Source organism: Kitasatospora sp. NPDC048545 (genome assembly GCF_040651155.1).
Taxonomy (GTDB): Bacteria; Actinomycetota; Actinomycetes; order Streptomycetales; family Streptomycetaceae; genus Kitasatospora.
In genome coordinates, this window is record NZ_JBEZIQ010000032.1 from 48,415 (window position 1) to 71,325 (window position 22,911).

General features: G+C 70.4%; 18 protein-coding genes and 1 tRNA gene. 6 read left to right on the forward strand and 13 right to left on the reverse strand.

The genetic code is table 11. From position 1 onward, the window contains the following. The first annotated feature begins 63 nt into the window (after nt 1–63). Nucleotides 64–936: a hypothetical protein gene (locus AB0D10_RS27495; RefSeq protein ID WP_360261362.1), complete on the forward strand. Its 873-nt coding sequence runs from the start codon at nt 64–66 to the stop codon at nt 934–936. 157 nt (nt 937–1,093) lie between these two features. Beyond that, a complete protein-coding gene (locus tag AB0D10_RS27500) occupies nt 1,094–2,404 on the forward strand; it encodes a UDP-glucose/GDP-mannose dehydrogenase family protein (RefSeq protein WP_360261364.1) in 1,311 nt (436 codons plus the stop codon). A gap of 207 nt (nt 2,405–2,611) precedes the next feature. On the opposite strand, the gene AB0D10_RS27505 is transcribed toward AB0D10_RS27500, so the two are convergent. The 3 genes from AB0D10_RS27505 to AB0D10_RS27515 all read right to left on the reverse strand — a co-directional run bounded on the left by AB0D10_RS27505 (nt 2,612) and on the right by AB0D10_RS27515 (nt 7,082). Next, nucleotides 2,612–4,123, reverse strand: coding sequence for a glycosyltransferase (locus tag AB0D10_RS27505; protein ID WP_360261366.1), 1,512 nt, complete (start codon nt 4,121–4,123; stop codon nt 2,612–2,614). 31 nt (nt 4,124–4,154) lie between these two features. Then, complete coding sequence (locus tag AB0D10_RS27510) at nt 4,155–5,582, reverse strand: Gfo/Idh/MocA family oxidoreductase (RefSeq protein WP_360261368.1); 1,428 nt, start codon at nt 5,580–5,582, stop codon at nt 4,155–4,157. A gap of 75 nt (nt 5,583–5,657) precedes the next feature. Next, complete coding sequence (locus AB0D10_RS27515; RefSeq protein WP_360261370.1) at nt 5,658–7,082, reverse strand: putative PEP-binding protein; 1,425 nt, start codon at nt 7,080–7,082, stop codon at nt 5,658–5,660. Nucleotides 7,083–7,407: 325 nt separating this feature from the next. On the opposite strand from AB0D10_RS27515, the gene AB0D10_RS27520 reads away from it, so the two are divergent. Further along, complete coding sequence (locus tag AB0D10_RS27520; protein WP_360261373.1) at nt 7,408–8,778, forward strand: transcriptional regulator; 1,371 nt, start codon at nt 7,408–7,410, stop codon at nt 8,776–8,778. Nucleotides 8,779–8,970: 192 nt separating this feature from the next. Here AB0D10_RS27520 and AB0D10_RS27525 read toward each other — a convergent pair whose 3' ends face one another. Further along, nucleotides 8,971–9,744 carry a TauD/TfdA family dioxygenase gene (locus tag AB0D10_RS27525; protein ID WP_360261375.1) on the reverse strand — a complete coding sequence of 258 codons (774 nt, stop codon included), beginning with the start codon at nt 9,742–9,744 and terminating at the stop codon, nt 8,971–8,973. Between the two features lie 495 nt (nt 9,745–10,239). On the opposite strand from AB0D10_RS27525, the gene AB0D10_RS27530 reads away from it, so the two are divergent. Then, nucleotides 10,240–11,013 carry a phytanoyl-CoA dioxygenase family protein gene (locus AB0D10_RS27530; RefSeq protein WP_360261377.1) on the forward strand — a complete coding sequence of 258 codons (774 nt, stop codon included), beginning with the start codon at nt 10,240–10,242 and terminating at the stop codon, nt 11,011–11,013. On the opposite strand, the gene AB0D10_RS27535 is transcribed toward AB0D10_RS27530, so the two are convergent. Together AB0D10_RS27535 and AB0D10_RS27540 are read right to left on the reverse strand one after the other, a co-directional pair. Further along, nucleotides 10,994–11,800 (reverse strand): class I SAM-dependent methyltransferase, encoded by an 807-nt coding sequence (locus AB0D10_RS27535; RefSeq protein ID WP_360261380.1) that lies wholly within the window; start codon nt 11,798–11,800, stop codon nt 10,994–10,996. The genes AB0D10_RS27530 and AB0D10_RS27535 overlap by 20 nt on opposite strands. A 92-nt stretch (nt 11,801–11,892) precedes the next feature. After that, nucleotides 11,893–12,771, reverse strand: a complete 879-nt coding sequence (locus AB0D10_RS27540; protein ID WP_360261382.1) for a hypothetical protein — start codon at nt 12,769–12,771, stop codon at nt 11,893–11,895. Between the two features lie 446 nt (nt 12,772–13,217). Here AB0D10_RS27540 and AB0D10_RS27545 point away from each other — a divergent pair, with 446 nt between their 5' ends. Both AB0D10_RS27545 and AB0D10_RS27550 read left to right on the forward strand, forming a co-directional pair. Further along, nucleotides 13,218–13,871: a helix-turn-helix transcriptional regulator gene (locus tag AB0D10_RS27545; RefSeq protein ID WP_360261384.1), complete on the forward strand. Its 654-nt coding sequence runs from the start codon at nt 13,218–13,220 to the stop codon at nt 13,869–13,871. Between the two features lie 395 nt (nt 13,872–14,266). Then, nucleotides 14,267–15,520, forward strand: coding sequence for a site-specific integrase (locus AB0D10_RS27550; RefSeq protein WP_360261386.1), 1,254 nt, complete (start codon nt 14,267–14,269; stop codon nt 15,518–15,520). A 79-nt stretch (nt 15,521–15,599) separates the two neighbouring features. Here AB0D10_RS27550 and AB0D10_RS27555 read toward each other — a convergent pair whose 3' ends face one another. The 7 genes from AB0D10_RS27555 to AB0D10_RS27585 form a co-directional block, all read right to left on the reverse strand. Continuing rightward, nucleotides 15,600–16,271 (reverse strand): endonuclease domain-containing protein, encoded by a 672-nt coding sequence (locus AB0D10_RS27555; RefSeq protein WP_360261388.1) that lies wholly within the window; start codon nt 16,269–16,271, stop codon nt 15,600–15,602. Nucleotides 16,272–16,552: 281 nt separating this feature from the next. Continuing rightward, a complete protein-coding gene (locus tag AB0D10_RS27560; protein ID WP_360261390.1) occupies nt 16,553–17,731 on the reverse strand; it encodes a hypothetical protein in 1,179 nt (392 codons plus the stop codon). Nucleotides 17,732–18,256: 525 nt separating this feature from the next. Next, nucleotides 18,257–18,330 (reverse strand) — tRNA-Pro (locus tag AB0D10_RS27565). 145 nt (nt 18,331–18,475) lie between these two features. Beyond that, nucleotides 18,476–19,915 (reverse strand): MFS transporter, encoded by a 1,440-nt coding sequence (locus AB0D10_RS27570; protein ID WP_360261393.1) that lies wholly within the window; start codon nt 19,913–19,915, stop codon nt 18,476–18,478. A 133-nt stretch (nt 19,916–20,048) separates the two neighbouring features. Continuing rightward, entirely contained in the window at nt 20,049–20,837 is a 789-nt protein-coding gene (locus AB0D10_RS27575; protein ID WP_360261396.1) for a DUF1684 domain-containing protein, read from the reverse strand. A gap of 268 nt (nt 20,838–21,105) precedes the next feature. After that, nucleotides 21,106–21,975, reverse strand: a complete 870-nt coding sequence (locus tag AB0D10_RS27580) for an acyl-CoA thioesterase II (RefSeq protein WP_360261398.1) — start codon at nt 21,973–21,975, stop codon at nt 21,106–21,108. A 223-nt stretch (nt 21,976–22,198) separates the two neighbouring features. Further along, nucleotides 22,199–22,810 (reverse strand): alpha-ketoglutarate-dependent dioxygenase AlkB, encoded by a 612-nt coding sequence (locus AB0D10_RS27585; RefSeq protein ID WP_360261478.1) that lies wholly within the window; start codon nt 22,808–22,810, stop codon nt 22,199–22,201. Nucleotides 22,811–22,911: the final 101 nt, after the last annotated feature.

Here is a 22,911-nt window from a genome sequence, read left to right on the forward strand (position 1 = left end):
CCGGCTCCCATGAGCTCGGCCGGACATCACGGCGCCGCCGAAGGGGTACGGGAGGGAAACTCGGTGAACGATCTGATGAATCAGCTGCCCCGTCCGCTGGTTGAGCGGATGGGCCGGATGAGCGGCATGGCGCTGCGCGGCATCATCGCGCTGGTCGACGAGGAGCCGGACACGTTCGCCGCCCTGGTGGACCGGATCGGCACCTGGGACGACGATCCGGGACGCTTCCCCTACCCCTCGCCCCGCTACAAGTTCGCGGTCACCGAAGCCCTGCGCGTCGTCAACAACGGCTTCACGGCTATCGAACACCACGGCCCCCTCCTCAACGAGGCAGTGGCGGAAGGCGCTCGGCCGCTGATCGAGTCGTTCGCACCTGCGGAGTTCCGCGACGCCGCCCTGCAGAAGCTGGCGACCTTCCCTCCCGGCACCGAGCCGATGGACCTCTCCGGCGGAGAGGAAGTCGGCCCCGTGGACTACGTCATCGCCGCGGGAGCGGCGGCGTGGATCGCTCGCGGCGCGGGCGGGCGCGTGGCGATGCTGCAGAACCTGCGGCTGGCCCTGTTGAAGGAGGTACGCCGCGCGGAGAGCGTAGCCACCGGTGCACCAGAGCGCGAGCAGGTCAACGACGTCAGCGACGCGGACGCGCTCGCCCTGCTCGCCGACCTGTATGACGAGGACTACGTCCGGCTGATCCCCGGCCCCCGTGACCGGGGCCCCTGGGAGTGGGACATGCTGGCCGTCCTCAAGGCGCATCTACTGGAGACGCCGGCCGACGCCACCACCCCCGAACAGGCCCACGCGCTCAAGGTCAAGCTCGTGACCATCCTGCAGGCTGCCGAGGCCACGCTCAAGAAGCCGACGACGCCCTCGGTGCGTCCGGTCGGCAAGCGGGTCCAGCCCAAGCGCCAGCCCAAGCGCCAGCGGAAGGGCAAGTAGGCGGCGGCTCCGGGTTGGCCGGATGCCGGTGGCAGGGCCTCCGCCCGACGTGGCGGGTGGCCAGCTCGTCATTCCACGGACGCAGCCTGCGGCATGCTCTAGGGTCAGATGCGGCTGACAGGCAGGGCGCTTCGAGGCCGGAAAGGTGAGCGAACCGATGCTGGGACAACGTCGAATCGCGGTTTTCGGTGCGGGCTACATCGGCCTCGTGACGGGCGCCTGCTTCGCGAAACTGGGGCATGACGTCGTCGTTCGCGACATCCAGAAGGAGCGCGTCGAGCTCCTCCAGAGCGGCGGGGTTCCTATCCATGAGGACGGGCTGGCGTCGCTGATCGCGGAGAACGCCGGCCGCCTGACGTTCACCTTGGACGCGGAAGAGGCCGTTCGCGACGCCGATGTCGTGTACGTGTGCGTGGACACCCCGTCGACGCCCTCCGGGGATGCCGACCTGTCCAGGATCTGGCAGGTGATCGAGACCCTGCGGGATGCTCGTCATCTGGCAGCGGTGGTGGTCAAGAGCACGGTGCCCGTGGGCACCGGCACCAGGGTCAGGGCCGCGATGGACCGCGCCGGTCTCCAGCATGTGGGGTACGCGTCGAACCCGGAGTTCACCGCCGAGGGCCACGCCGTACGGGACTTCATGCACCCTGACCGGGTGGTGATCGGCGCCGACGATCCCGAGACGGCCAAGCTGGTCGCCCAGCTGCACGAAGGCGTGGACGGCCCGATCACCGAGATGGACGTCCGCTCGGCGGAGATGGTGAAGCTGGCCGCCAACGCGCTGCTGGCCACGAAGATCAGCTTCACCAACGAGATCGCGACGATCTGCGAGGCCACCGGCGCCGACGTCGAACACGTGGTCCGCGCGGTCGGGCTCGACCACCGGCTCGGGCCGCACTTCATGCGGCCCGGCGTCGGATGGGGCGGCTCCTGCTTCCCCAAGGACTCCCGAGCGCTGCGGGCCCTGGCCGGCAACGCCGGCTACTCCTTCCAGCTGCTCACCTCCGTCATCGAGGTGAACGACCTGCAGCCACGGCGCGCGATCCAGCGGCTGAAGGACGAGCTGGGCGGCGCCTTCCATAACCGGACCGTCGCCCTGCTCGGCGTCGCCTTCAAGCCCGGAACGGACGACGTCCGTGAGGCCCCGAGCACGATCATCGCCTCCCGGCTCCTCTCCGAGGGCGCGACGGTCCGCTGCTGGGATCCGCTGGTCCGCCAGCTCGACTCCGCGCCCTGGCCGTCGACCACACGCTGTGCCACCCCGCTGGAAGCGATGACCGGCGCCGACGCGGCGATCATCGTGACGGAATGGCCAGAGCTCCAGGACGTCGCCTGGGACCAGGCCGCGGCGCTCATGGCGCGTCCCCTGGTCTTCGACGGACGCAACCTCCTCGACCCGCAGCGAATGGCCTCACTCGGCCTCACCTACATGAGTGTGGGCCGTACGACCGTCCGCGGCTCGGCCTGATCCGAAATGCGATGGCCGGGACAGCGAATGTCGCTGCCCCGGCCATCGCGTTCGCCCCGCGTAGGGGCTGCCAGGCGGTCGTCCTCCTCGTCGAACGGAACGGTGGAGCTGGCCGAGCAGCCATCCCAGTCACATACGCTCTTGCGCAGAACCTCCGGCCGGTCGATCCGGTCCGCCGTTCCCAGTCGGCCATGAGGTTGGTGGTCGCTATGCGCGGACGCTCGCCAGCACCCTGTCGTACATGTGGGCGTACCGGTCGGTGATGGTGTGCCAGCTGTAGTGCCGGACGACGAAGTCACGGGCGTGACGTCCGCGCCGTTCGATCTCCCCGGGACGGGTGAGAGCGTCCAGCAGGGTGGCGTGCAGGTCCTCGGCATCGCCCGGGACGGTGAGCCACCCGGTAGGCCGGGGCCCGTCCGGCCGGATAGTGGCGAGCGGGCCGCCGCTGGCGGTCGCGACGACCGGAGTGGCTGAGGCCATCGCCTCCAGGCAGACCAGCCCGAACGGCTCGCCCACGGAGGGCGTCACGAACAGGTCGCTGGCGTTGAGGCCGTCGATCAGGTCACCGTGCGGTCGCCATCCCGCGAAGTACACGTCGTTGCCGATGCCCAGACGGTCGGCCAGAGTGTGCGGGTGCTCGCCTTCCCACTCGCCCGGGAAACCGCCCAGCACCAGAAGGGCCGGGCGCACCGGCGCGCTCTCCCCGAGGGAGGCGAAGACGTGGAGTAACAGGTCCAGGCGCTTGAAGCCCAGGAAACGGCCCATCCACAGCAGCAGGGGACGCCGGTAGCCGGCATCATCGCGCAGCATGCGGTCCACATCGGAGTTGGTATAGGTGATCGTGCCGGGACTGCGGCCGGGCAGCCAGCCCTGCGGGTCCTCGACCAGCCAGCGGTGCAGGAGGCTGCGCTTGCCGGTGTCGTCGAGGGCGAGGCAGGGCCGGAACAGGTTGACGTCGACCCCGTTCGGGATGACCTCGAGCCGGCCTTCGGGGATGTGGAGCAGCTCGTGAGCGAGGGCGCGGTCCTGCTCCGAGACGGTGACGATGTGCTCGCTGCTCTGCGCGTATTCCCGCAGGCCCTGGATCCAGAACTCGGCATGGGCCCAGCTGCGCCAGCGCTCGTCCCGCGGGCTCTCGGTGCTGTCGCCGGCCGTCTCTTCGCGCTGGGCGAGTTCGGCGACGGTCAGGCCGGTGTCGGTGGGCCGGCGGACATGGTCCAGCGCGCCCTGGAGGAACTTCAGGTCGGTGCCATGGAGGGTCGTCACGACGGTGCGTTCGAGGCGGCGGGCAGCGGTGTGTTGCGGGGTGAGGTGATGCAGGTGGAGCAGACCGCCCTCACCGGCGCCGTGGTCGGCGAACTGGCGGGTCCAGTAGTCCTCGAGATGCGCGTTGGTGCGAGGGGAGACCGCGGCGAAGACCCGGTCCGGCACGCCGGGGCGGTCCTCGTAGGAGGGGTGCAGGGGAACCGGCATCTCCAGGGGGTCCAGCTCGGTGCCGTAGGTGGTCGCGGCGAGGTTGTAGTCGGAGGCGAGCAGGTGGGCCGGGTCGTAGAAGGTGGGCGCGTGGGAGTAGTCGCCGGGCTCGCCGAGGGATCCGGCGAAGACCCGGGCGGGGCGGCCTTGGGCGCGCAGGTGTTCGGTGAGGCTCTTCGCGACGAGGGCGGATCCGCCGCGGGGGTAGAAGATGAGGCCGTGATCGACAGGGACGAGGCGGTTCATGTGCGGCTCCTTGTCTGTGGTGCGCCGTGGGTCAGGGCAGGTCGACGAGGACCGACGGGCAGGGGATCGCGTCGTGGTGGCTAGTCGCGATCAACTGGTACATGGCGGCAAAGACCCGGTGGGTGAGGGCCTGGCCGTCGAGGAAGGCGATCTTGTCGGTGACGTCCGTGCTGGCGGTTCCGCCGGCGGCCATGGCGAGGAAAGCGGCGGTGATGTCGCGGGGGGTGACGGCGCTGCTGGTGTGGGCGTTCTCGTAGACGGTCTCCAGCCGGCCGCTGCCGCCGATGAGCGGATTGCGCCGGTGCTCGACGCGGATGGTGTACGTCTCGCCGACCGCGTCGTTCTTGGTCAGCCGCACGTGCTGGAGGCTGCCCTGATGCAGGTCGATGACGTACTGCGACATACGGCCCTTCTCGCGGAACGCGACGTCGTCCTGGATGTCATGGGCCAGCGTGCCGACGGTGCGGTTGGAGAGGGAGTTGGAGGTGAAGGTGTAGGTGAGGACGCCGTGGGACCGCTGCTGGGAGTCGAGGAGGTCCACGGTGAAGCCGAAGTCCATCTCGGCCAGGAGGACTCGCTCGGCGAGGTCCGCGGCGGGCAAACCGGCCTCGGAGCGGGGGCGCAGGAGAGTCGCGAGGGCATCGTTTTGCCCAGTCGCCAGGTGGTCGCCGACACGGCGGACGTACTGAAGGGTCAGGCGCAGTGCGCTGATCTGGCCGGGGGCGAGCAGGAGGTAGCGGGTCAGCTCGTCAAGGTAGTGGTAGCTGCTGAAGCTGAGCGCCCCGACGCCGTGGGTGTAGCCGTGGGCGTTGCCGAGCGCGTACTCCTCGGGGAGGCGGAAGTGGCCGCCGGCGACGTCGATGCGGCCCATGGTCAGGGACTGCTTGTGGTCGTCGTGGATTTCGCGGATCAGCTCGCCGACGTGCAGGAAGGCGTCGTTGGCGCGTCGCCGCAGGGGTACCGCGAACAGGTGGCCGGGCCGGTCGCGGTGGGCACGGAGCAGTGTGTCGAAGCGGTGGTGGATCTCGGCGGCGTGCTCGGGGTTCCAGGCGGCGTCCTCGACGCAGACGATCGGCTTGTCGCACAGGACGTGGATGCCCTGGTCGGTGGCCCACTTGAGGTAGGGGTAGTGGGCGACGGGGTCGCAGGCGACGATGACCGCGTCGAAGCGGTGTTCCTGGTAGGCCTGCTGCAGTTGTTGCTCGAGTCGGTCAGGCGTCTCACCTGGGCGGGGCTTGATCCACGCGGGCTTGTCCCGCTGCACGAGGGTGTCGAGGTCGGGCATGTGCGCCAGGAGCGCCGGGCTGTAGGGGTCGCGGGGGTCGCAGATGGCTGCCACACGAACGGGGGCGTTCTTCTCGAGGGTGAGGATGGCCGGGATGTGGTTCTCGGCCGCGGCCCAGTGGCCGCAGCCGCCGACCAGCAGGACGCTGATTGGCCGCGGTGCAGGTGAGGGCATGGTGGTGCCTTCCCGGGCCGCCACGGGTGTGGCGGCCCATAAGGAGTGAGACTGGGCGGGTTGGTGGTGGCCTGCTCAGAGGTCGAGCAGTTCGGTGACCAGGTCCCGCAGGTGCCGGCTGCCACCGGTGTCGAGGGCGTGGTCGCGGATCGTCGCCAGGGCGGTGGCGTCCGTCCGGCCGAGGGTGTCGCGCACCTCGGGCAGGTACGGCAGGGCGACGGTGAGAGCGGTGACTCCCAGGGCGGTCAGGACGACGGCGCCCGCCGGGTCGCCCGCCAGTCCTCCGCACGCGGACACGGGGATGCCGTGGTCGGCGCCCGCCTGGGCCACCGCCCGCACGGTGCGGGTGACGGCTACGTGCAGCGGGTCGATGTTGCGGGCGAGGTCCGCGCTGGTACGCGACATTGCCGTGAGGTACTGGGCGAGGTCGTTCGTGCCGATGCTCAGGAAGTCGACGTGCCCGGCGAACTGGTCGACAGCCAGGGCGCAGGCCGGGACCTCGACCATCACGCCCAGGGGCAGAACGGGGGCGTCGAGTTCGGCCTGCACCTCGCGGGCGGCCTCGGCGGCCTGGAGGAATTCCTCGACGTGGGTGACCATCGGGAACATCAGGCGCAGTTGGGCACCTTCGTCGCGGGCGACCCGGTAGGCGGCCCGCAACTGAGGTAGGAACAGGTCCGGTCGGCGCAGGCTCAGGCGAAGGCCGCGCACTCCGAGGAACGGATTGTCCTCGCGGGGCAGCCCAAGTGCGGGCATGTCCTTGTCTCCGCCGATGTCCAGCGTTCGCAGGGTCACGGGAGCGCCGCCGACGGCGCGGGCGATCTCACGGTAGGCCCGGTAGTGCTGTTCCTCGTCGGTGAGGTCCTGTTCACGGCCGAGGAACAGCAGCTCGGTGGCGAGCAGGCCGAGGCCGTCGGCGCCGGCCGCTCGGAGTTCGGCGGCCTGGGAAGGTCGCGTGATCGTGCCGGTGAGGGTGACCGGCGTGCTTCCGTCGTTGGCCCGCGCTCGCGGCCGGGTCGCGCGCCGGTCGCGGTGGGCGGTCGCGGCGGCCAGGTCGCTCTCCGTGAGCTCGCTGTAGAGGGTGCCGGTGTCGCCGTCGAGGGCGCACATCGTCCCGTCCGGGACGGTCAGGACCTGGTCGCCGGCTGCGACGATCGTCGGGATGCCGAGGCTGTAGGCGACCTGTACGGCGTGGGAGGTGGGGCCTCCGGCGGCGGTGCAGAATGCGGAGACCTGGGTGAGGTCCAGGGCGGAGGTGTCTGCGGGCGTCAGATCGTGGGCGATCAGGATGTGGGACCCGCCGCCCGAAGGCTGGGGACTGTGCAGTTGACGCACCGGGGCCACCACAAAGCCGCGGGTGCCAGCGGCTCCGTCGTGCCGGATGACAGATTCGGAGAACACCAGGAGCGGGTTGCCCTGGACGCTCCCGTGGCCCAGGCTCGCGGCTGCGCCGTCCTCGGGGACTTCGGCCGGGCCCTTGCTACGGGCCGTGGAGTTCATGTCAGTACCTCCGTTGTCGGGAACCGGGACCGCCGGGATTCCGCCGGGTGGGGCCGGGCGTGCGGCAAGGTCGGTGCTGCGGAGCGCCGTTGGGGCCGTAGGTGGCGGGGCCGCCTGGCCGCGCGTCTTCCGTTCGCTGCGGCTCGATCGGGGCCGGAACGCCGGCGGGATCGCTACTGTCCGCCCGCACGGGGCGGTGACGGAAGCCGCCGCGCGTTGCCTCGTGCTGCCTCGTGTTGCTCCGTGTTGCCTTCCGACACGACGGGCTTGATCAGTGGTGACCAGTCGTCAAAGCTGGAGCTGACACCACTGCAGGGAGGACATCGTGGCCAAGGCGGTCGAGGTCGGGCAGACCGTCCATCCGCTCACCACGTTGCTGGTCCGCGACGGCCTCAGTGCCACGCGCTACCTCACCCGGATCGACCAGGCGCACCAGGAACTGGGCTTCGGAGCGATGGCCGTGCGCCGAGAGAAGCTCACACGCTGGACACGTAAGGGCGTAACTCCCGAAAGGCCCGCGCTGCTGGCCATGGCCCGCTACCACGGCATCGACCTCGCGGACGTCGACCGGTACGGCTGGCCGGACTTCCTGTACCTGGCGCTTCACGACGATGGCATAGTCCTGGAGTCGCCCTGGACGGCAGCGGGTACGGTCCTCTCACTGACTGACCTAGGAGGTCACGTGGACCGGCGCGCCTTCCTCATCACGTCCACCGGCGCGCTCGGGGCGATCCTCGCCCAGTGGGCCACCGCCGACGTCTCGCTCGCCCTCCCCACCACGGGCCGCCGAGCTGGCGCAAGCGACGCCCAGCTCTTCGAACTTCGTCTGGACGCGCTTCGGCACCTCGACGACACCGTGGGATCCGAACAGGTCTACCAGGGCGCCGTCTTCGAACTGCAGATGATCCGGGACCGGATCAAGAACGCCACCTACACCGAGGAGACCGGTCGACAGCTGTTCGCCGCCGCGGCCGAGGCGTCCCGGCTGGCCGGATGGTGCGCCTACGACGAGGGCCGGCACGCCGCCGCCGAACGGCACTTCGTCACCGCCCTGCGCGCCGCCGCCACCGCCCAGGACCCGACTCTGGGCGCCCTCGTGCTCGGATTCTGGGCGAATCTCCGCTACAACGCCGAGAAGAGCGATCCTCGGGGCGCGCTCGACCTGATCGACGCGGCGTTGTCCGACCGGAAGAAGATCTCCTCACCCCGCGTACGGGCCATGCTCCACGCCCGCGCGGCCCGAGCCCACTCCAAGGCCGGCGAGAGCACCGCTGCCTACGCCCACATCGACGACGCGCTCGCCGCATACGAAAACGCCGAGGCGATCGAGGCCGACCTGCCCGCCCTGTACTGGCTGTCACGGGGCGAGATCCACCAAGTCGCCGCGAGCTCGGCACTCAGCCTAGGCGAGCCTCGAAAAGCCCTCGACCACTTCACCGCCGCCGCCACCCAAGAAGACCCGTACGACACCGAACGCGAGATTCGGGGCACCGTCATCTACGAGGCCCGACGCGCCGAGGCCCATCTGGCGCTCGGCGAGTTCGACGCCGCCGTCGCCATCGGGCACCACGTCATCGACGCGATGGGCGGCGTCGACTCAGCCCGCTCCACCAGCACTCTCGGCGACCTGCGCACACAGTTGGGCCAGCACCGGCACGTCCCGACCGTCGCCGAGTTCCTCAGCATCTCGGCCTGACCCCGCGCTGTCAGCCCCTTCGGACTGACGGCGCCGACCGTCCACGACGTTCGCCCCACCTGCTCGGCCAGTGTCGCGATCCGGCCGAACAAGTGGGGTCTGTGCCTGGACGGTCGGCGCGCTTCCCGCAGGATGCCTGCGCTCGGGCTCGCGCCGACCGGCCGAAACCCGCGGTGGGCACCAAACCTGGCTCTACCTGTCCAGGGCCCGATGGTACGGCGCACTGCTGTACATGGAGCGGGTGAGCCGACGCGGCCGAACGCCGTTCTGGTAGGCGCAGCCACGGTGCGAAACCCGGTCGTTTCGGAAGACCAGCATGTCACCGGGCTCGAGACGGATGCGCACACGATGTGCGTCGAGTGCCGGCCCGCGCAGGTAGTCGAGCGCCCGCTGCAAAGCCGGGTTCCCCGCGGTGTTCCACAGCTCGGTCGTCCCATCCGAGAAGCGGGTGGCCAGCTCCCCGTCGACCTTTCCGAAGGCCGGCCCTGCGGCGCGAAGTCGGGTGGGTTCCGACACGGCGATGGTCGCGAACCGCGTCAACGCCGCAGGGTGCAACAGGCTCATCGCCGCGTCCTCATCGGCAGCCGACAGCTTCAGGAAAGCCTCGCAGGAGAAGAACAGCTCCGTCTCGCCGCCGGAGTACGCCTGCTCCAGGCAGTGCAGAACGGTGGTCTTGATCCCATCGAGCGGTTCCAGCAGGCCGTCCACATGGAACTGCTGTCCCGGCATCTCGGACCACGGGAGGACCAAGGAGCTGTCCCGGGGAATCTCGTTGTAGGGCCCCACTTGGCCCACCACGTCACAGACCTCCGAATCCCTGTAGAGGACTGGCGTGTAGGCATCGGCCAAGCCCAGCGATCGGGCGACGTTCCTGTGCGCGTCGAACGGGTCGTCCGCCGTCGCGGGCGCCGAGATGACTGCGTATCCGCGGTCATTCACTTCGGAGATCAGTTCAAGATCCGTCATGTGTGCCTCCTCTTGCACGCGCTGTGGGATTCCAGCGGCGGTCTCGACCCGCACACCGTGCGCTCTTGGCCGATCCCCCTTCGGGTGCCCGCGTGGTGGGCGGACGGACTGGCGGCCTGGCCATCATGTGGTCGGTGCCGAAACCGTCGCCACCCCCAGCCTTGGCGTTGGCCTACCTCTGGGCAACGGCCGCGGAGCAGGAGGCAACACGAGACGACATGCGGGATCCGTCAACAGCCGGATCCATGCCAACCGGCGACAGGGTGAGCATGCCGCTGCCGCCAACTCTCAACGTGAAAACCGCATTTCGGTACGACAGCTACTGCATTCCGGTCGGCACGCTCACCGCGACCAGGGTCCAAATATGGCCCGCACTCCTCGCCCCCACATCGATGCCATGCCTCCAGATCCTCGCCACCGAGTACTACACCTGTCTGATCACCGGACCCGGAAATCCTGTTGCCCATCCCAGCCCGCTGGCGCTTCCATTGCGAGATGGAGACGACAACTCGCTCTCTCGTCACGGAATTTCGCCGGAACGGCTACTGCATCGTGCCCGATGTCCTCAGCGTCGGACACCTTCGCCGCTGGCGTTCGCTGATCACGGACCACCTGGCCAACCAGCCGCCCGCGCCGAACCTCACCGGCCCCTACTTCCTATGGCCGACCCTCACCGACCACCCCAGCCTGCGTGCCCTCTACAAGGAAAGTGGCATCAGCGGCGCCGTCCGCCCGTTCCTGCGGCCCGACCTCGCCCTGCCGGACCCGGAGGTCGCGCAGCTGGCACTCACCCTGCCACCGCACGCTCGCCACCCCGGCGCCCCGCACGTCGACGGCCTCACCCCCACCGAGGACGACGGCCGCCCGGGCACCTTCACCGTCCTGGCCGGCCTCCTACTCACTGACCAGCGCCAGCACGACCGCGGCAACCTGTGGGTGTGGCCGGGTACGCATCTGAGCACAGGAGCGTGGCTGCGCCGCCACGGCGCGGACGCACTACGCGACGCCGCGCCCTACCCGCCCGTGGACCTGCCCACCCCGCTCCAGGTGACTGGCGCGGCTGGAAGCCTGGTCCTCGTCCACTACCTACTCGCCCACAACATCGGCGGCCACTTCGGCACCGCAGGCGACGAGCGCCGCGAGACCGTGTACTTCCGGCTGCGCGCCGCCGGCCACCGCGAACGCTGGCGCGCGGTGGTGACGGACCCGCTGCTTGAGTTCACGCTGACGGATCCCACAATGGGCTCCGTCACGGGCGACGGGCGATGATCGCCTCCGTGCGGATCGTCTGCTCAAAGGTGCCGGATGGGTCGAAGGCCAGCAGGGCGTCGCGGACATCCTCCGCGAACGCCCTCGTGTCTGGGCCGAGTTGGCGTGGGCTGCTGTAGCTGTAGGAGAGCTGCAAGCCGGCCATCTCGTCCGCGGTTCGGGTGATCGTCCGGTCCCAGTGCGCGGTCTCGACACGGGAGAACGGGGAGCGGGCCAGCACCTCCTGGTGCTGCTCGGCCGGGTGCGTGTAGGTGCCGCGCCCGGCCCGGCGTTCCGGGCCGAGGTACCGGATCCGGACTTCCCTGATCGTGTCCGACCAGGGCGGCGGGGCGATGTCGCCTGGAGCGCCGCCGGAGGCCAGCACGATCGCGCCTCCATCGTCGATGAGGGTGTCCAGATCCTGGGCGACGGCGGCACGGTCCATCCAGTGGAAGGCGGCTCCCATGGTCGTTAGCCGTAGCGGCGGCAGGTCCATGCTGGCCAACTGTGCCGCCTCGCCAAGGCGCCACTCAATGTTGGTCACACTCGCGGCTGCGGCGAGTGCGCGGGCTTCCGCGAGCATGCCCGGCTGCGGGTCGACGGCGATCACCGAGCTCACCAGGCGGGCCAGGGGCAGGGCCACCGCTCCAGTGCCGGTGGCCAGGTCCAGTGCCCATCCGGTTCCGTCGAGGCCCATGCGCTCGGCGACGTGGGTGAACATCCGCTCGTCGTAGCCCGGCCGGTAGGCCGCGTAGTACGGCGCGGTGCCGTCGAACAGCTCGGCCGGCTCATTACTCGTATCCGCCACGCGGCCATCCTGCCACCGCAGCCCGAGCCGCTTCGGTCGGGCTCCGGCTCCCCGGGAACGGACCGGCGATCGGAGCGTCCTCGTCTCGACAGCTACGCCTTCTGGCCGCGGGCACGCTTCGGCGCGGGTACTTCCCTCCCGTTCCAGGCCGCCTGCAAGGCGGGCAGCAGATCGGCACGTGTGAGTCCGAAGTCCCGGAAGCCGGTGCCAAACCCTGAATGCGGGAGGCCGAGAGCCGGCGCCGGCTCGTAGCGGTCCTCGAGCTCCGAAGCGGCAGTACTGAGATCGGCTTCCACGTACGAGGCGAGCTCCGGTCGGCCCAGGAGCGTGACCGCGTTGCGCAGAAACAGGGCGCACGTCTCGGCGTCGAACTTGTGGGTGTGCTCCCGCTCCAGAACCAATCCGATCAGACCGCTCTCGCGCTCGCTGAGGAACAGGCCGAGCACGGCCGGAACGCGCCCCACGAGCCAGGAGACCTCGCGCGTACGCAGTCGCGCACATGGCAGCACAGTGCGGAAGAGGTCGTGCAGGTCCCAGCCGAGCTGCAGCTGGTCCTCGTGGAAGATCGCGACGATGTCGCCGGCGTTGGCCAGTACGATCCCCTGGAGCATGTGCGACCATGCGCGGCAAGCCCGTTCGAGTGCGCTCTTGAGCCTTCGCGCCAGGTCGGGCACACGGTCGCCGACGCGCTCCGCTTCCCGGCGGAGCAGGCGCTCGGTCGCCGCTGGGGGTTCGCGGCCGGCGGCAACGTCCTCCAGCCACACGGGCAGCAGTTCCTTGTTGGCGTAGGTGCGACTGTCGCAACCGACCGTAATCTCGGCTGCCGTGAACTCGTCGTCAATCACGTCGAGGAACGCTTCGTACCGTTCCTGGTGCTGGCGCGGCGTCCTGCCGCCGAGCACCCATCTGGCCGCCAGCATCACCGGCAGGCACTCCGCCGACGTCGCGATGGGCTGTTCAAGATCCGACATGCAGCTCCTCTCGTCACCTTGCCCGTGCGAGATCTGTGGGCGCGGGTGCGGACGACATCGCCTACTGGAGGGATCGTCCCACGCCAAGCCGGCATGCCCGGCAGCGCGGCCTCTACGCCGCGCTCCGGGAGGTACGCGGGCGCAGGAAGTGAAGGAGGTCTGCGGTGATCACCCGATAGCTGCCGCCGACCTCTACGACGGTGACCGGGTACCGACCCTCACGGACCATGCGGTACCCGACCGTCCTGCCGAGCGAGAGCAACTCGTTGGCCACCGACAGCGGAATCGCTGGCGGGAGGGCAGCGAGAGCTTCCGGCGAGTACTTTCCCAACCGGGCAGTCCGGACTGCGTTCACGGCAACTTCCCTCCCAAGCGATGCTCTCTGTGCGAGAAACATCTATCACATCTGCTCTGGACGAAGAATACGCCTCATGTATTCTTCTCTCGTGACAGAATCGAAGGAGCAGTGGCCGGCCGCGCTCACGGCGCGGATCGCTCAAACAGTCAAGACGCACCGAGCCCAGCGTGGCATGACGACCAGCGACCTCTCGGAAGCGTGCGCGGCACGAGGCGTACCGATCGCCGCGAACACCATCACCAAGATCGAGAAGGGTCAGCGAGACTCGCTCAAGGTGGAGGAGGCCCTCGTTCTCGCCCACGCCCTCGATCTGCCGCTCGTGGCGCTGCTCATCCCGCTGGAGGCCCAGACCGACGTCGACCTCCTGCCCGAGGTGACCCTGTCCATCTGGGAGGCGGCGGCATGGGTCACCGGCGAGGACCGCCTCGGCGAAGCGCCACCGTTGGGGTCAGCACGAGCCGTACTCGCCGTCTTTCGCGAACACGACGTCGACGTCCGCACCGCGCTGATCTCCACCCGCGAAGCCCACAGCCGCCGCCTCCAGGCACGCCAGGCACTCGGATCGGCCCGCTACGAGCAGCTGGCCCGCCAGGCGGACGAACTCGACCGCATGGCCCACGAGGACTGCACCCGACTCAAGGCCGTTCGAGACCAGATGCGGGCCGACGGACTCCAGCCGGCGCCCCTGCCCTCCGCACTCGACTTCGTCGACTCGGCGAGACCTGCATCGACTGACAGCTAACCGTTCGCATCTACTCCAGCCAGCCCCGAGGATCACCGACATGCCCCGATCTTCCGCACAACTTTCCGGTTCTCGCCCCGCGCCCGGTCCGCACCACAGGGCGTGCGGCGTGAGCGGCCTGCAGCCTGTCAATGGAAACGCCGCAGAACACGGGGACGACACCGCACGCCCTTCGACCGTCGATCTACTCCACAGCGGCTGGTACACCGCCGAGGAGCTCGCACCACTCCTGAAAGTCGATCCATCGACCCTTCGCCGCTGGCGCAACGCCAGGCCCCCGCAAGGGCCCCCCTTCGTGCGCCTCGCCAACCGAACCGTCGTCTACTCCATACCCGACACGCAGGCATGGCTCCTGTCCCAACGAATAGTCCCCGCAGAACCGGAGGCCGCGTAGCTTGGCTGACACCCCCGTGATCGTCCCGATCGCGATCGACCTGACCGACGACATCGAGTTCCGAGCGGACCGCCGCCCCGAGTTCCGCTACCGCGCACGCGTTCGTTGGTGGGATCCCAGCGGCGGCGGGCGGAAGTCGCTGTCCAACTCCGTCGCCTCCGAGGACGAGGCGAAGGAATGGATCGACCGTCTGCGCAAGGCGGCCAAACGCGGAATCGTTCCGTCGCTCTCGAATGTGACGTTGGCCGACTACGGGGACGAGAACTGGGACCTGGCCATGCGCGGCCTGGAGCCGAAGACGCTCGACCCCTACCGGGCCGGCTGGAAGCTGCGCGTCGTCCCGACGATGGGGCACGTCCCGGTGGTGTCGATGACCAACGGGATCACCGACCGGGCCCTGAACACCTGGATATCCGACGAGGTCGGCAAGTCCTCCGTCAAGAACACCCTTGCCCCCCTTGTCCGGATCATGGAGCAGGCCCGCCGCGACGGCATCATCGATCTCAACCCCTGCCGGCTTACCGGCTGGCAGTCCCTGTACAAGCAGTTCGAGGACGAGCTCGACAACCCCCGCGCCCTCGCTCTGCCCGACTGGGACGCCCTCGACGCCCTCGCCGAGGCGCTCGTCGCCCGCTCCCACGGCAACTACCGGATCTGGGGCGACGTCGTCCGCTTCGCCGCCTGCACCGGCGCCCGCATCGGCGAGGTCTCCGGCGTCCGGGTCAAGGACATCAACCGCTTCGACTGGACCTGGGACCTGCGCCGGCAGACCACACCCGGCCCCGGCGGGCTGATCGACAAGGGCACCAAGGGCAAGCGCCGCCGCACCGTCCCGATCATCGAAGAGATCCGCGACATGGTGACCTGGCGTCTCACCGTCGTTGGACACGACCCGATGGCACGGCTGTTCACCGGCCCCCGCGGTGGCCGCATCAGCACCGCCGTGCTCCGTGACGCCACCCACTGGGACGAGGTCGTCACTGCGCTCGGCTACGCCTGGCTTCGCCGCCACGGCCTGCGGCACACCGGCCTCACCTGGCTCGCCGACGCCGGCGTGCGCCTGCACGTCCTGCAGAAAATCGCCGGACACGGGCAGATCACCACGACCCAGCGCTATCTCCACCCGTCGCACGCCGACTTCATCGAGGCCGGCAACAAGCTGAGCACCCACCTCAGCGGTGGCCGTGACTCAGCTGCGACTACACCGGATCCAGAGCCGGAGGCGCCAGTCCGCCACCTCTACGTTGTCCGGTGAACTGGCCCCGGCCCGGTGGCACCAACCGACAGGTGCCACCGGACCAGCCCGTCCCCAGGTCGAGCATCTCCTGCCAGGTCTACGGACGAAGGTTCTCGAACGGATCGAAGCCGAGTGCCGCGATCCTGCGCGCGGAGTGCCGCAGTTCCTTGATTGACTTGCGTGCGCTCGGATAGGTCAGCTGGAGCGGAGCGGCCGGGGGATCGTTCAGGTACACGGCACGCGGGCACCAGTCCAGATGAAGGCAGGACTCCAAGCCCGTGTTGCACACACCGCAAAGCAGGCCCCGCACCAGGCCGTCGAAGTGGTCGTGGTCAACCACGGAACCGGGCAGGATGCCACAAAGGTGACACTGGTGGCCCAGCTCCGAAGCCAGTCGGCTCCGAAGCAGTCCGATCGCGCTGGACGACCTGACCGGCGGCCACAGATAGCCCGGAGCGGCCGGGCAGCGTTGCGCCAGGGTAACCGATCCCGGATCCACGCCGGTGCCGTCCGGCGCCGTGACATGCCATACCGCCGTCACCTCCCGAACCTTCGGATCAGCGACCGCCTGACTGGCTGTCCGGAGCGCCCGCCCCGCCTCGTCGACCCACCACAGCAGTTGCGCCTCGTGCCGCCAGGCAGCCTGGGGTTCTTGCCGGTGCCGTTCCCTGCCTTCCCGAGGTGCCACCCATTCCGGCATGCCGCGCTCAGGAGTCGAACAGAGCATCCGCGAGCCACGGAGGTGGAACCGTCCGTCGTCGCCGAGCACGGCTTCCGATGGAGCCTCAGGTGCCGTCTGCCTCTTGGTGCAGACATCGCCAGGTCGGACCCGTGCCAGGGCGCGCTCAAGCCCGGGCGGGTTGAGCGCCCACGCCCACAGGAGGGCCAGCCTGCGACGCTCGGGGAAGTCACCAACGAGGGGTTGAAGGTGCCTAGCCGCAGGCCCTGCACCTCCCCGAGGGAAGGCCGCCTCTTGCTGCTGGGCGCCGTTGGGCGACGAGTCCGGCATCGTGTTCTTCTCCTCCGCTGCGTGCAGCCCTCAGTGGCTACCTAGACTCCGACGGCTTCCTCAGCGATCTGCCCCCAGCTCGGCCGTGGTTCGCCTACCGGGTGCACGAGGGTCAGCAGGCGGCCGTCGAGGAACAGGTCGAGCCGGCTCCGCGGTTCAGCGGCCAAGCGACGGCGGTGGGCGCGGAGGTCCACGGGGACGTGCTCGCCGAGAACACCGACCAGGACTTCGTGGCGCGCCGGGCCGACGGCGTCGGCCCGGATCCAGGTGCCGCGGACGGGCACGCCGCGCAGGTCGCCCAGCGGGTTCTCCTCACGGCCGAAGGCCCGGTCCATCGCCGCCTCGACCAGAGGCCGGGCCCGGTCGATCGCGTTCGTGGCACCGCCGCTGCTCGCCTCATCCGTGCCTTCGGGATCCTCGTCCAGCACGTGGAAGCCGAGGTCGTCCTCCGGGTCCTCCCGCATCGCCCGCCGAGGGTCGGGCCGGGGAACAGGGAAGCGCCAGGGCTGCGGGTTGCCTGGCTTCTCGATCCATCCAGTCTTCAGCCCGGCCGTGGCCGGGGAGTCCTCGGGCAGGAAGATGTCGACGTAGACGCCGCCCGTGCCGAGCCAGACCCAGCTCATGAAGTAGGGGTGGTCGCCGTGGTCGACCGACCAGGTCGCGAGCTTCTGCAGTCGCTGCTTCTGGTCCGCGGTCCCCTTGACCGCCGGGAGCATCTGTTTGGCGTCGCGGCGCCGGCCTCGGGCCTCTCCGGCGAGCGGGCCGCCGGCGAGGTCGTAGAGCAGGTCCGGGCGCACTCCCGTGGTGGCGTAGGTGCCCACGAGCTTGTCGGGCAGGACGTCGAAGCTGCTGAGCCCGTCCACACCGGACTTCCAGTCGAACAGGGTCTCGCTGGCGGCCGTCATGACCCCGAGCCCGGTGCACTCGCTGACGAAACGGCGGATGTGGCCGGAGCTGGAATCCAGCGCGGCGCACTTGACCCCGAGCGGCCCTGGCCCCGTGTCCCCGGCCAGGTAGCTGAGGAGGAGGTTGATCTCGTGGTCGCGCACGCTGCGGTCCACCGTCCTGCGCAGGTCGCAGGAGAGTGCGTTGATGCTGACCAGTTCGGCCAGCGACACCGGGAGGGGCCCTTGGCCCACCTCGACTGCCTGGACCGCTTCCGCGCCGGCGGACCCCTTCTCGACCGTGAAGCGCCAGACCCTGGCGTGCACCGTACTCATGGGCGAAGCCTAGGCCCGCCCTACGACAGCGCCGCCGGCCCGCCCGGCTGTGGCAACGAGGACTCAACGGTCCGGACCGCGTTTGTGGAGGGTCAACAACGGTGCGCGGCAGCACCGATAGGACCGGATTCACGGGGGCGGCCGTCATTCCGCCCTAAGGGCCCGGTGAACTTCGAGTTCCCGGAGTGGAGTTGGACTTCGCTCGCGGCCCGGTCAGATGTCGAATCCCCGGCACGCGGGGGAATTCACCGCGTGGGTGGTGCGGGAGCAGCGTCGGAATTCCCGGAACGGGTGTTCCGGCTGCTGGTTCCGCCGCTATTGTGGCCGGGTAGGGACAGGTGGGCCTTCGGCCGGCTGGTCCCCGAGGGCGGGCCCGCAGGGTCCGCCGGGAGCACGCTGGTCCCCAGCTGGTCCCCAGCAAGATCGTTTAGGGGTGTTCGCAGGTGGCTCGTTTCACTGACGGGGCGTCATGCGAAAGGCCGCTGACCTGGGATTTCTCCCGGACAACGGCCTTTCCGACTCACGTCGGGACGACAGGATTTGAACCTGCGACCCCTTGACCCCCAGTCAAGTGCGCTACCAAGCTGCGCCACGTCCCGTGGTCTCGGTGCCTGCAGCGAGGGCCTGGGGGGCTCTGCTGTGGGCTTCTCGACCTTGTCTCCGGTTGTCCCGGCGACGTGGAAAACAATACAGCACGTCGGGGGGTGCTCGCTGCCAGGTTTGGGGGTGGGGTGGCCCGGGGGGTCAGGGGGTCGGGTGGCGGGCGTCGTAGGCGAGGAAGGCGGGGCGGCGGGCGGCGAGGAGGAGGACGGCTGCGACGCAGGCGAGGCCGCCGCTGATCACGGAGGTGGCGGGGTTGGTGAGGGCGGCGACGGTGCCGGACTCGAAGTCGCCGAGGCGGGGGCCGCCGGCAACGACGACGATGAAGATCCCTTGGAGGCGGCCGCGCATCTCGTCCGGGGCGGCGACCTGCATCATCGTGTTGCGGAAGATCATGCTGACGGTGTCGGCGCACCCGGCGACCGCGAGCAGGAGGAGGCCGAGCCAGAGGTTGTGGAGGGCGCCGAAGGCGGCGATGGCCAGGCCCCAGGCGACGACGGCGGCGAGGACGGCTGCGCCTTGGCGGTGCACGCGGCCGACCCAGCCGGAGAAGAGCGCGCCGATCAGGGCGCCCACGGCCGGGGCGGAGACCAGGAGGCCGACTGTGCCGGCGTCGCCGCCGTAGAAGGTGACCGCGATGGCGGGGAAGAGGGCGCGGGGCATGCCGAAGACCATCGCGGCCAGGTCGGCGAGGAAGCTGGTCCGCAGGTTGGGCTGGTCTCGGAGGAAGCGGAGGCCGTCGAGGACGGAGGCGCGGCCCTTGCGCTCGCCGAGGGGGCGCATGGCGGGCAGGCGCCACATCGCGTAGAGGGTGCCGGTGAAGGCGACGGTGTCGAGCAGATAGGCGGCTTGGGCCCCGTAGGCGCCGATGAGGACGCCGCCGAGCATCGGGCCGACGGTGAGGCCGAGGTTCATGCTGACGGTGTTCAGGGCGTTCGCGGCCGGGAGCTGGTGGGAGGGCACCAGCCGGGGGATCATCGCGGAGCGGGCGGGTGAGCTGAGGGCGAAGAAGCCCGCCTGGGCGGCGACGGCGGCGTACAGGACGGCGACCAGGCCGAGACCGGCGAACGCCTGGGCGGCCAGGACGGCGGAGACGACCGCCAAGCCGGCCGAGCCGACGAGGCCGAGTCGGCGCCGGTCGACGGTGTCGGCGATCGCACCACCGTAGAGGCCGAAGGCGACCAGTGGGACGAGGGAGAAGATGCCGACCAGGCCGGTCGCGAAGGCGGAGCCGGTCAGGTCGTAGACCTGGATAGAGACGGCGACGGCCGTCATCTGCTGGCCGATGGAGGAGACTGCCTGGCCGAGCCAGACCCGGCGGTAGTCGACGTTGTCGCGGAGCGGGCTGAGGTCGGCGAACGCCCGCCGGTACCACGGCGCGGCGGTGGCCACCGGGTCCGTCGGCAGGGGGCCGGCGGCCACGGCGTCGGACACCGCGGCACCGGCGGCCGCAGCGCCGCCGGTGGGGGGTGCGTCGACCGGATCAGGCCCGGGCGCGGCAGCGGGCGGCACTGCGACGGGCGGCTCGGCGGCCGGGGGCGTGTCCGCCGACACGGCGGGGGCGGAATGTTGATCGTTCGACATGGTTCCCCATACTCCGCCCCGCGCCCGGCCGTCCCGCACCGGGGCCCGTCTTCGGACCGCCCTCGGCCCGGCACCACGCCCACCGCGACCACGGACCCGGGCCCGGCGCCGCCGCCGGCCCGGGCAGCGTCGGTTACCGGCTGAGCACCTGCTTCTCCCCCGCCTCCACCGCGAAGTCCAGCCGGTTGCCCGGCGGCGGGAACGGGCAGATGAAGTGGTCCGAGAAGGCGCACGGCGGCAGGTAGGCCCGGTTGAGGTCGAGGACCGTACGGCCGTCGGCGTCCGGCGCCGGCAGCGTGATGAAGCGGAAGCGGTAGGTGTCGATGCCGCTGCCCGCGTCCGCGATCACTCCGGTGAGTCGCTTGCCCGACCGGCTGACGGTCAGCGTGCGGTGTTCCCCGGCCACGGTGAAGGCGATCTGCCCGGTGACGGCGAGCGGGCGCTCCTTGCCGTCGGCGTTGGGGACCACGACCGACCCGGTCTCGTCGTCGAACGGGGTGAACACCGCGGTAACGGCCCACTCGGGCGCGTACGGGTAGGCGCTGATGCCCGCGAAGGCGGCCCGACGCTGCGATGCCGGGTCGAAGACCCGCAGGGCGAGTTCGCCTTCGCGCTCGATCGGGACGAGCAGCAGGTCGCCCCGGGTCGCGGTGTCCGCGGCCGGGTCGCTGTCCGGGCGCAGCAACACCTCGCCGTCCACCGGTCCGTCCGCGCCCGCGACGGTGATTCCGTCGTCGGACGTCGCCCTGACGCGGACGCCCTCGCCGTCGGCCCACCAGCGCCCGGGCAGGCCGGGGATCTCGGCGGGCCCGGGCTCCAGCCAGTGCGTGCCGGTGAGTGCGAGCTGGCCGTGCGGCGCGCTCACGGACGCCGCCCGGCCGTCGCTCCAGTGCTTCCAGTCCTCCGCGGCCGTCGCCGTCATCGGTCCACCCTCCCGGTCGGTCCGCGGACGGCCCGTGGTTCGGGCCGCCCTTCTCGGTCATTCACAACGCTGCCCGCACGGACGGATCATTCCCGCCGGCCCGAAGCCGCCGAAACCGCAACGCGGCGGCAACGAGGCCGACACATCGCTCGACACGGGGCAGGCACTGCGGAACACGTCCCGCGGAATCCGCGCCGCCGAACCCGCACCAAGGATCGCGCGACGGGGGTCGCACGGCGCGGATCCCACGACGGGCATCCCGCGACGCCTACTCTGCGGGTCGCCTCAGCGGCCGGAACAGCCCCTCCTGCACGACGGACACCACCAGTTGCCCGTTCCGGTCGAAGATCTGCCCGCGCGCCAGGCCGCGCGCGCCGTGCGCGATCGGGGACTCCTGCTGGTAGAGCAGCCAGTCGTCCGTCCGGAACGGCTGGTGGAACCACATCGCGTGGTCCAGCGAGGCCATGTCGAAATGCCGCTCCCCCCACAGCGGCTCGACGGGGGCGCGGACGGCGTCCAGCAGCGTCATGTCGCTGGCGTAGGTGAGGGCACAGACGTGGATCAGCGGGTCGTCCGGCAGCGGGCCGTCGGTGCGCAGCCACACGCCGCTGCGTGCCTCGACGCCTTCCAGTTCCTCCTTGGTCCAGCGCAACCGGTCGACGTACCGGACGTCGAAGGGCTGGCGCCGGCTGATGAAGGGGGGCAGTTCGCCGAGCCGGGAGCCGACCTCTTCGAGGGCGCTGGGCAGGTGCTCGGGGGCGGCGACCTGCGGCATCGGGTGCTGGTGCTCGATGCCGCCCTCCTCGGGTCTGTGGAAGTCGGCCGTGAGCGCGAAGATCGACCGGCCGCCCTGGATGCCGAGCACCCGGCGGGTGGTGAAGGAGCGGCCGTCCCGGATCCGGTCGACCTGGTAGACGATCGGTACGCCGGGCACCCCGGGGCGCAGGAAGTAGGCGTGCAGCGAGTGGACGGGGCGCGCGTCGTCCACCGTGCGGCCCGCCGCCACCAGCGCCTGCCCGGCGACCTGGCCGCCGAAAGTCCGCTGCAGCGCTTCCTCGGGGCTGCGCCCGCGGAAGATGTTCAGTTCGATCTGCTCCAGGTCGAGCAGATCGACAAGGTCGTCGACGGGGGTACCCATGAGCACGCTTCCTCTCCGGACTCCGGCCCTGCGGACGCGGACTCCGATCGAATTCTCCAGCTCACTCGAATTCTCCGGCGACCCGGGTCATTCCCGCTCACCGTGCCCGAGCCACCAGTTCACTCGAACGAGTAAACGAGTCGACGAACGGATGACGGAAACGACCGGGCCGACGGCACGACGAGAACGACGTGCCCGGGCCGTCCCTTCCTCGCATCCCCACCTACGCCCCCAGCCCCGACTCCCGCACGGTGATGTTGAGCCGGCCCACCAGCCCCAGCTCCGGCGCCGCCGTCCCCGGGAGCGTGCGCACCACCCCGTGGTACGCGAACCGGGCCGGGCCGCCGAACACCAGCAGGTCCCCGCTGTGCAGCTCCAGGTCGGTCCACGGCCGGGTCCTGGTCTCGGTGTTCCCGAGCCTGAAGACGCAGCGGTCGCCGAGCGAGAGGGAGACGACGGGGGCGTCCGTGCGCTCGTCACGGTCCTGGTGCAGGCCCATCTTGGCGCCGTGCGGGTAGTGGTTGACGATCGCGGTGTCCGGCCCGTAGGACGTGGCGCCCGCGACCTCGGGCCGCGCGTCGCCGTACGCCTCCGCGACGGCCCGGCGGGCCAGGCTGCCCAGCTCGGGCGGGAACGGCTTGACGGGCGCGCCGTCCTCGGCGACCCGCCGGTATCCGTACGGGTACCAGTGCCACCCGAGGCTCACCATGCGGACGGACATCATCCCCCCGGTGGGCATCCGCACCATGTGCAGGCCGGCCGGCGGGCGGGCCCATTCCCTGCAGGCGGCGATCAGGCGCAGCTGCGCGTCGAGGTCCAGCCAGCCGGGGAGCAGGACGGCCCCGGGGGCGGGTTCGAAACGCCCGCGCGCCCCGGCCTCGGAGCCGGCCGGATCACCGGGGGCCCCGGGGGTCCCGGCCGCCCGCGGGGCTCCGG

Coding starts and splice junctions, on each gene's coding strand:
- AB0D10_RS27500 (WP_360261364.1), top strand. CDS start 1,094: ATGCTGGGACAACGTCGAATCGCGGTTTTCGGTGCGGGCTACATCGGC.
- AB0D10_RS27505 (WP_360261366.1), bottom strand. CDS start 4,123: ATGAACCGCCTCGTCCCTGTCGATCACGGCCTCATCTTCTACCCCCGC.
- AB0D10_RS27510 (WP_360261368.1), bottom strand. CDS start 5,582: ATGCCCTCACCTGCACCGCGGCCAATCAGCGTCCTGCTGGTCGGCGGC.
- AB0D10_RS27515 (WP_360261370.1), bottom strand. CDS start 7,082: ATGAACTCCACGGCCCGTAGCAAGGGCCCGGCCGAAGTCCCCGAGGAC.
- AB0D10_RS27525 (WP_360261375.1), bottom strand. CDS start 9,744: ATGACGGATCTTGAACTGATCTCCGAAGTGAATGACCGCGGATACGCA.
- AB0D10_RS27530 (WP_360261377.1), top strand. CDS start 10,240: ATGGAGACGACAACTCGCTCTCTCGTCACGGAATTTCGCCGGAACGGC.
- AB0D10_RS27540 (WP_360261382.1), bottom strand. CDS start 12,771: ATGTCGGATCTTGAACAGCCCATCGCGACGTCGGCGGAGTGCCTGCCG.
- AB0D10_RS27560 (WP_360261390.1), bottom strand. CDS start 17,731: ATGAGTACGGTGCACGCCAGGGTCTGGCGCTTCACGGTCGAGAAGGGG.
- AB0D10_RS27570 (WP_360261393.1), bottom strand. CDS start 19,915: ATGTCGAACGATCAACATTCCGCCCCCGCCGTGTCGGCGGACACGCCC.
- AB0D10_RS27575 (WP_360261396.1), bottom strand. CDS start 20,837: ATGACGGCGACGGCCGCGGAGGACTGGAAGCACTGGAGCGACGGCCGG.
- AB0D10_RS27580 (WP_360261398.1), bottom strand. CDS start 21,975: ATGGGTACCCCCGTCGACGACCTTGTCGATCTGCTCGACCTGGAGCAG.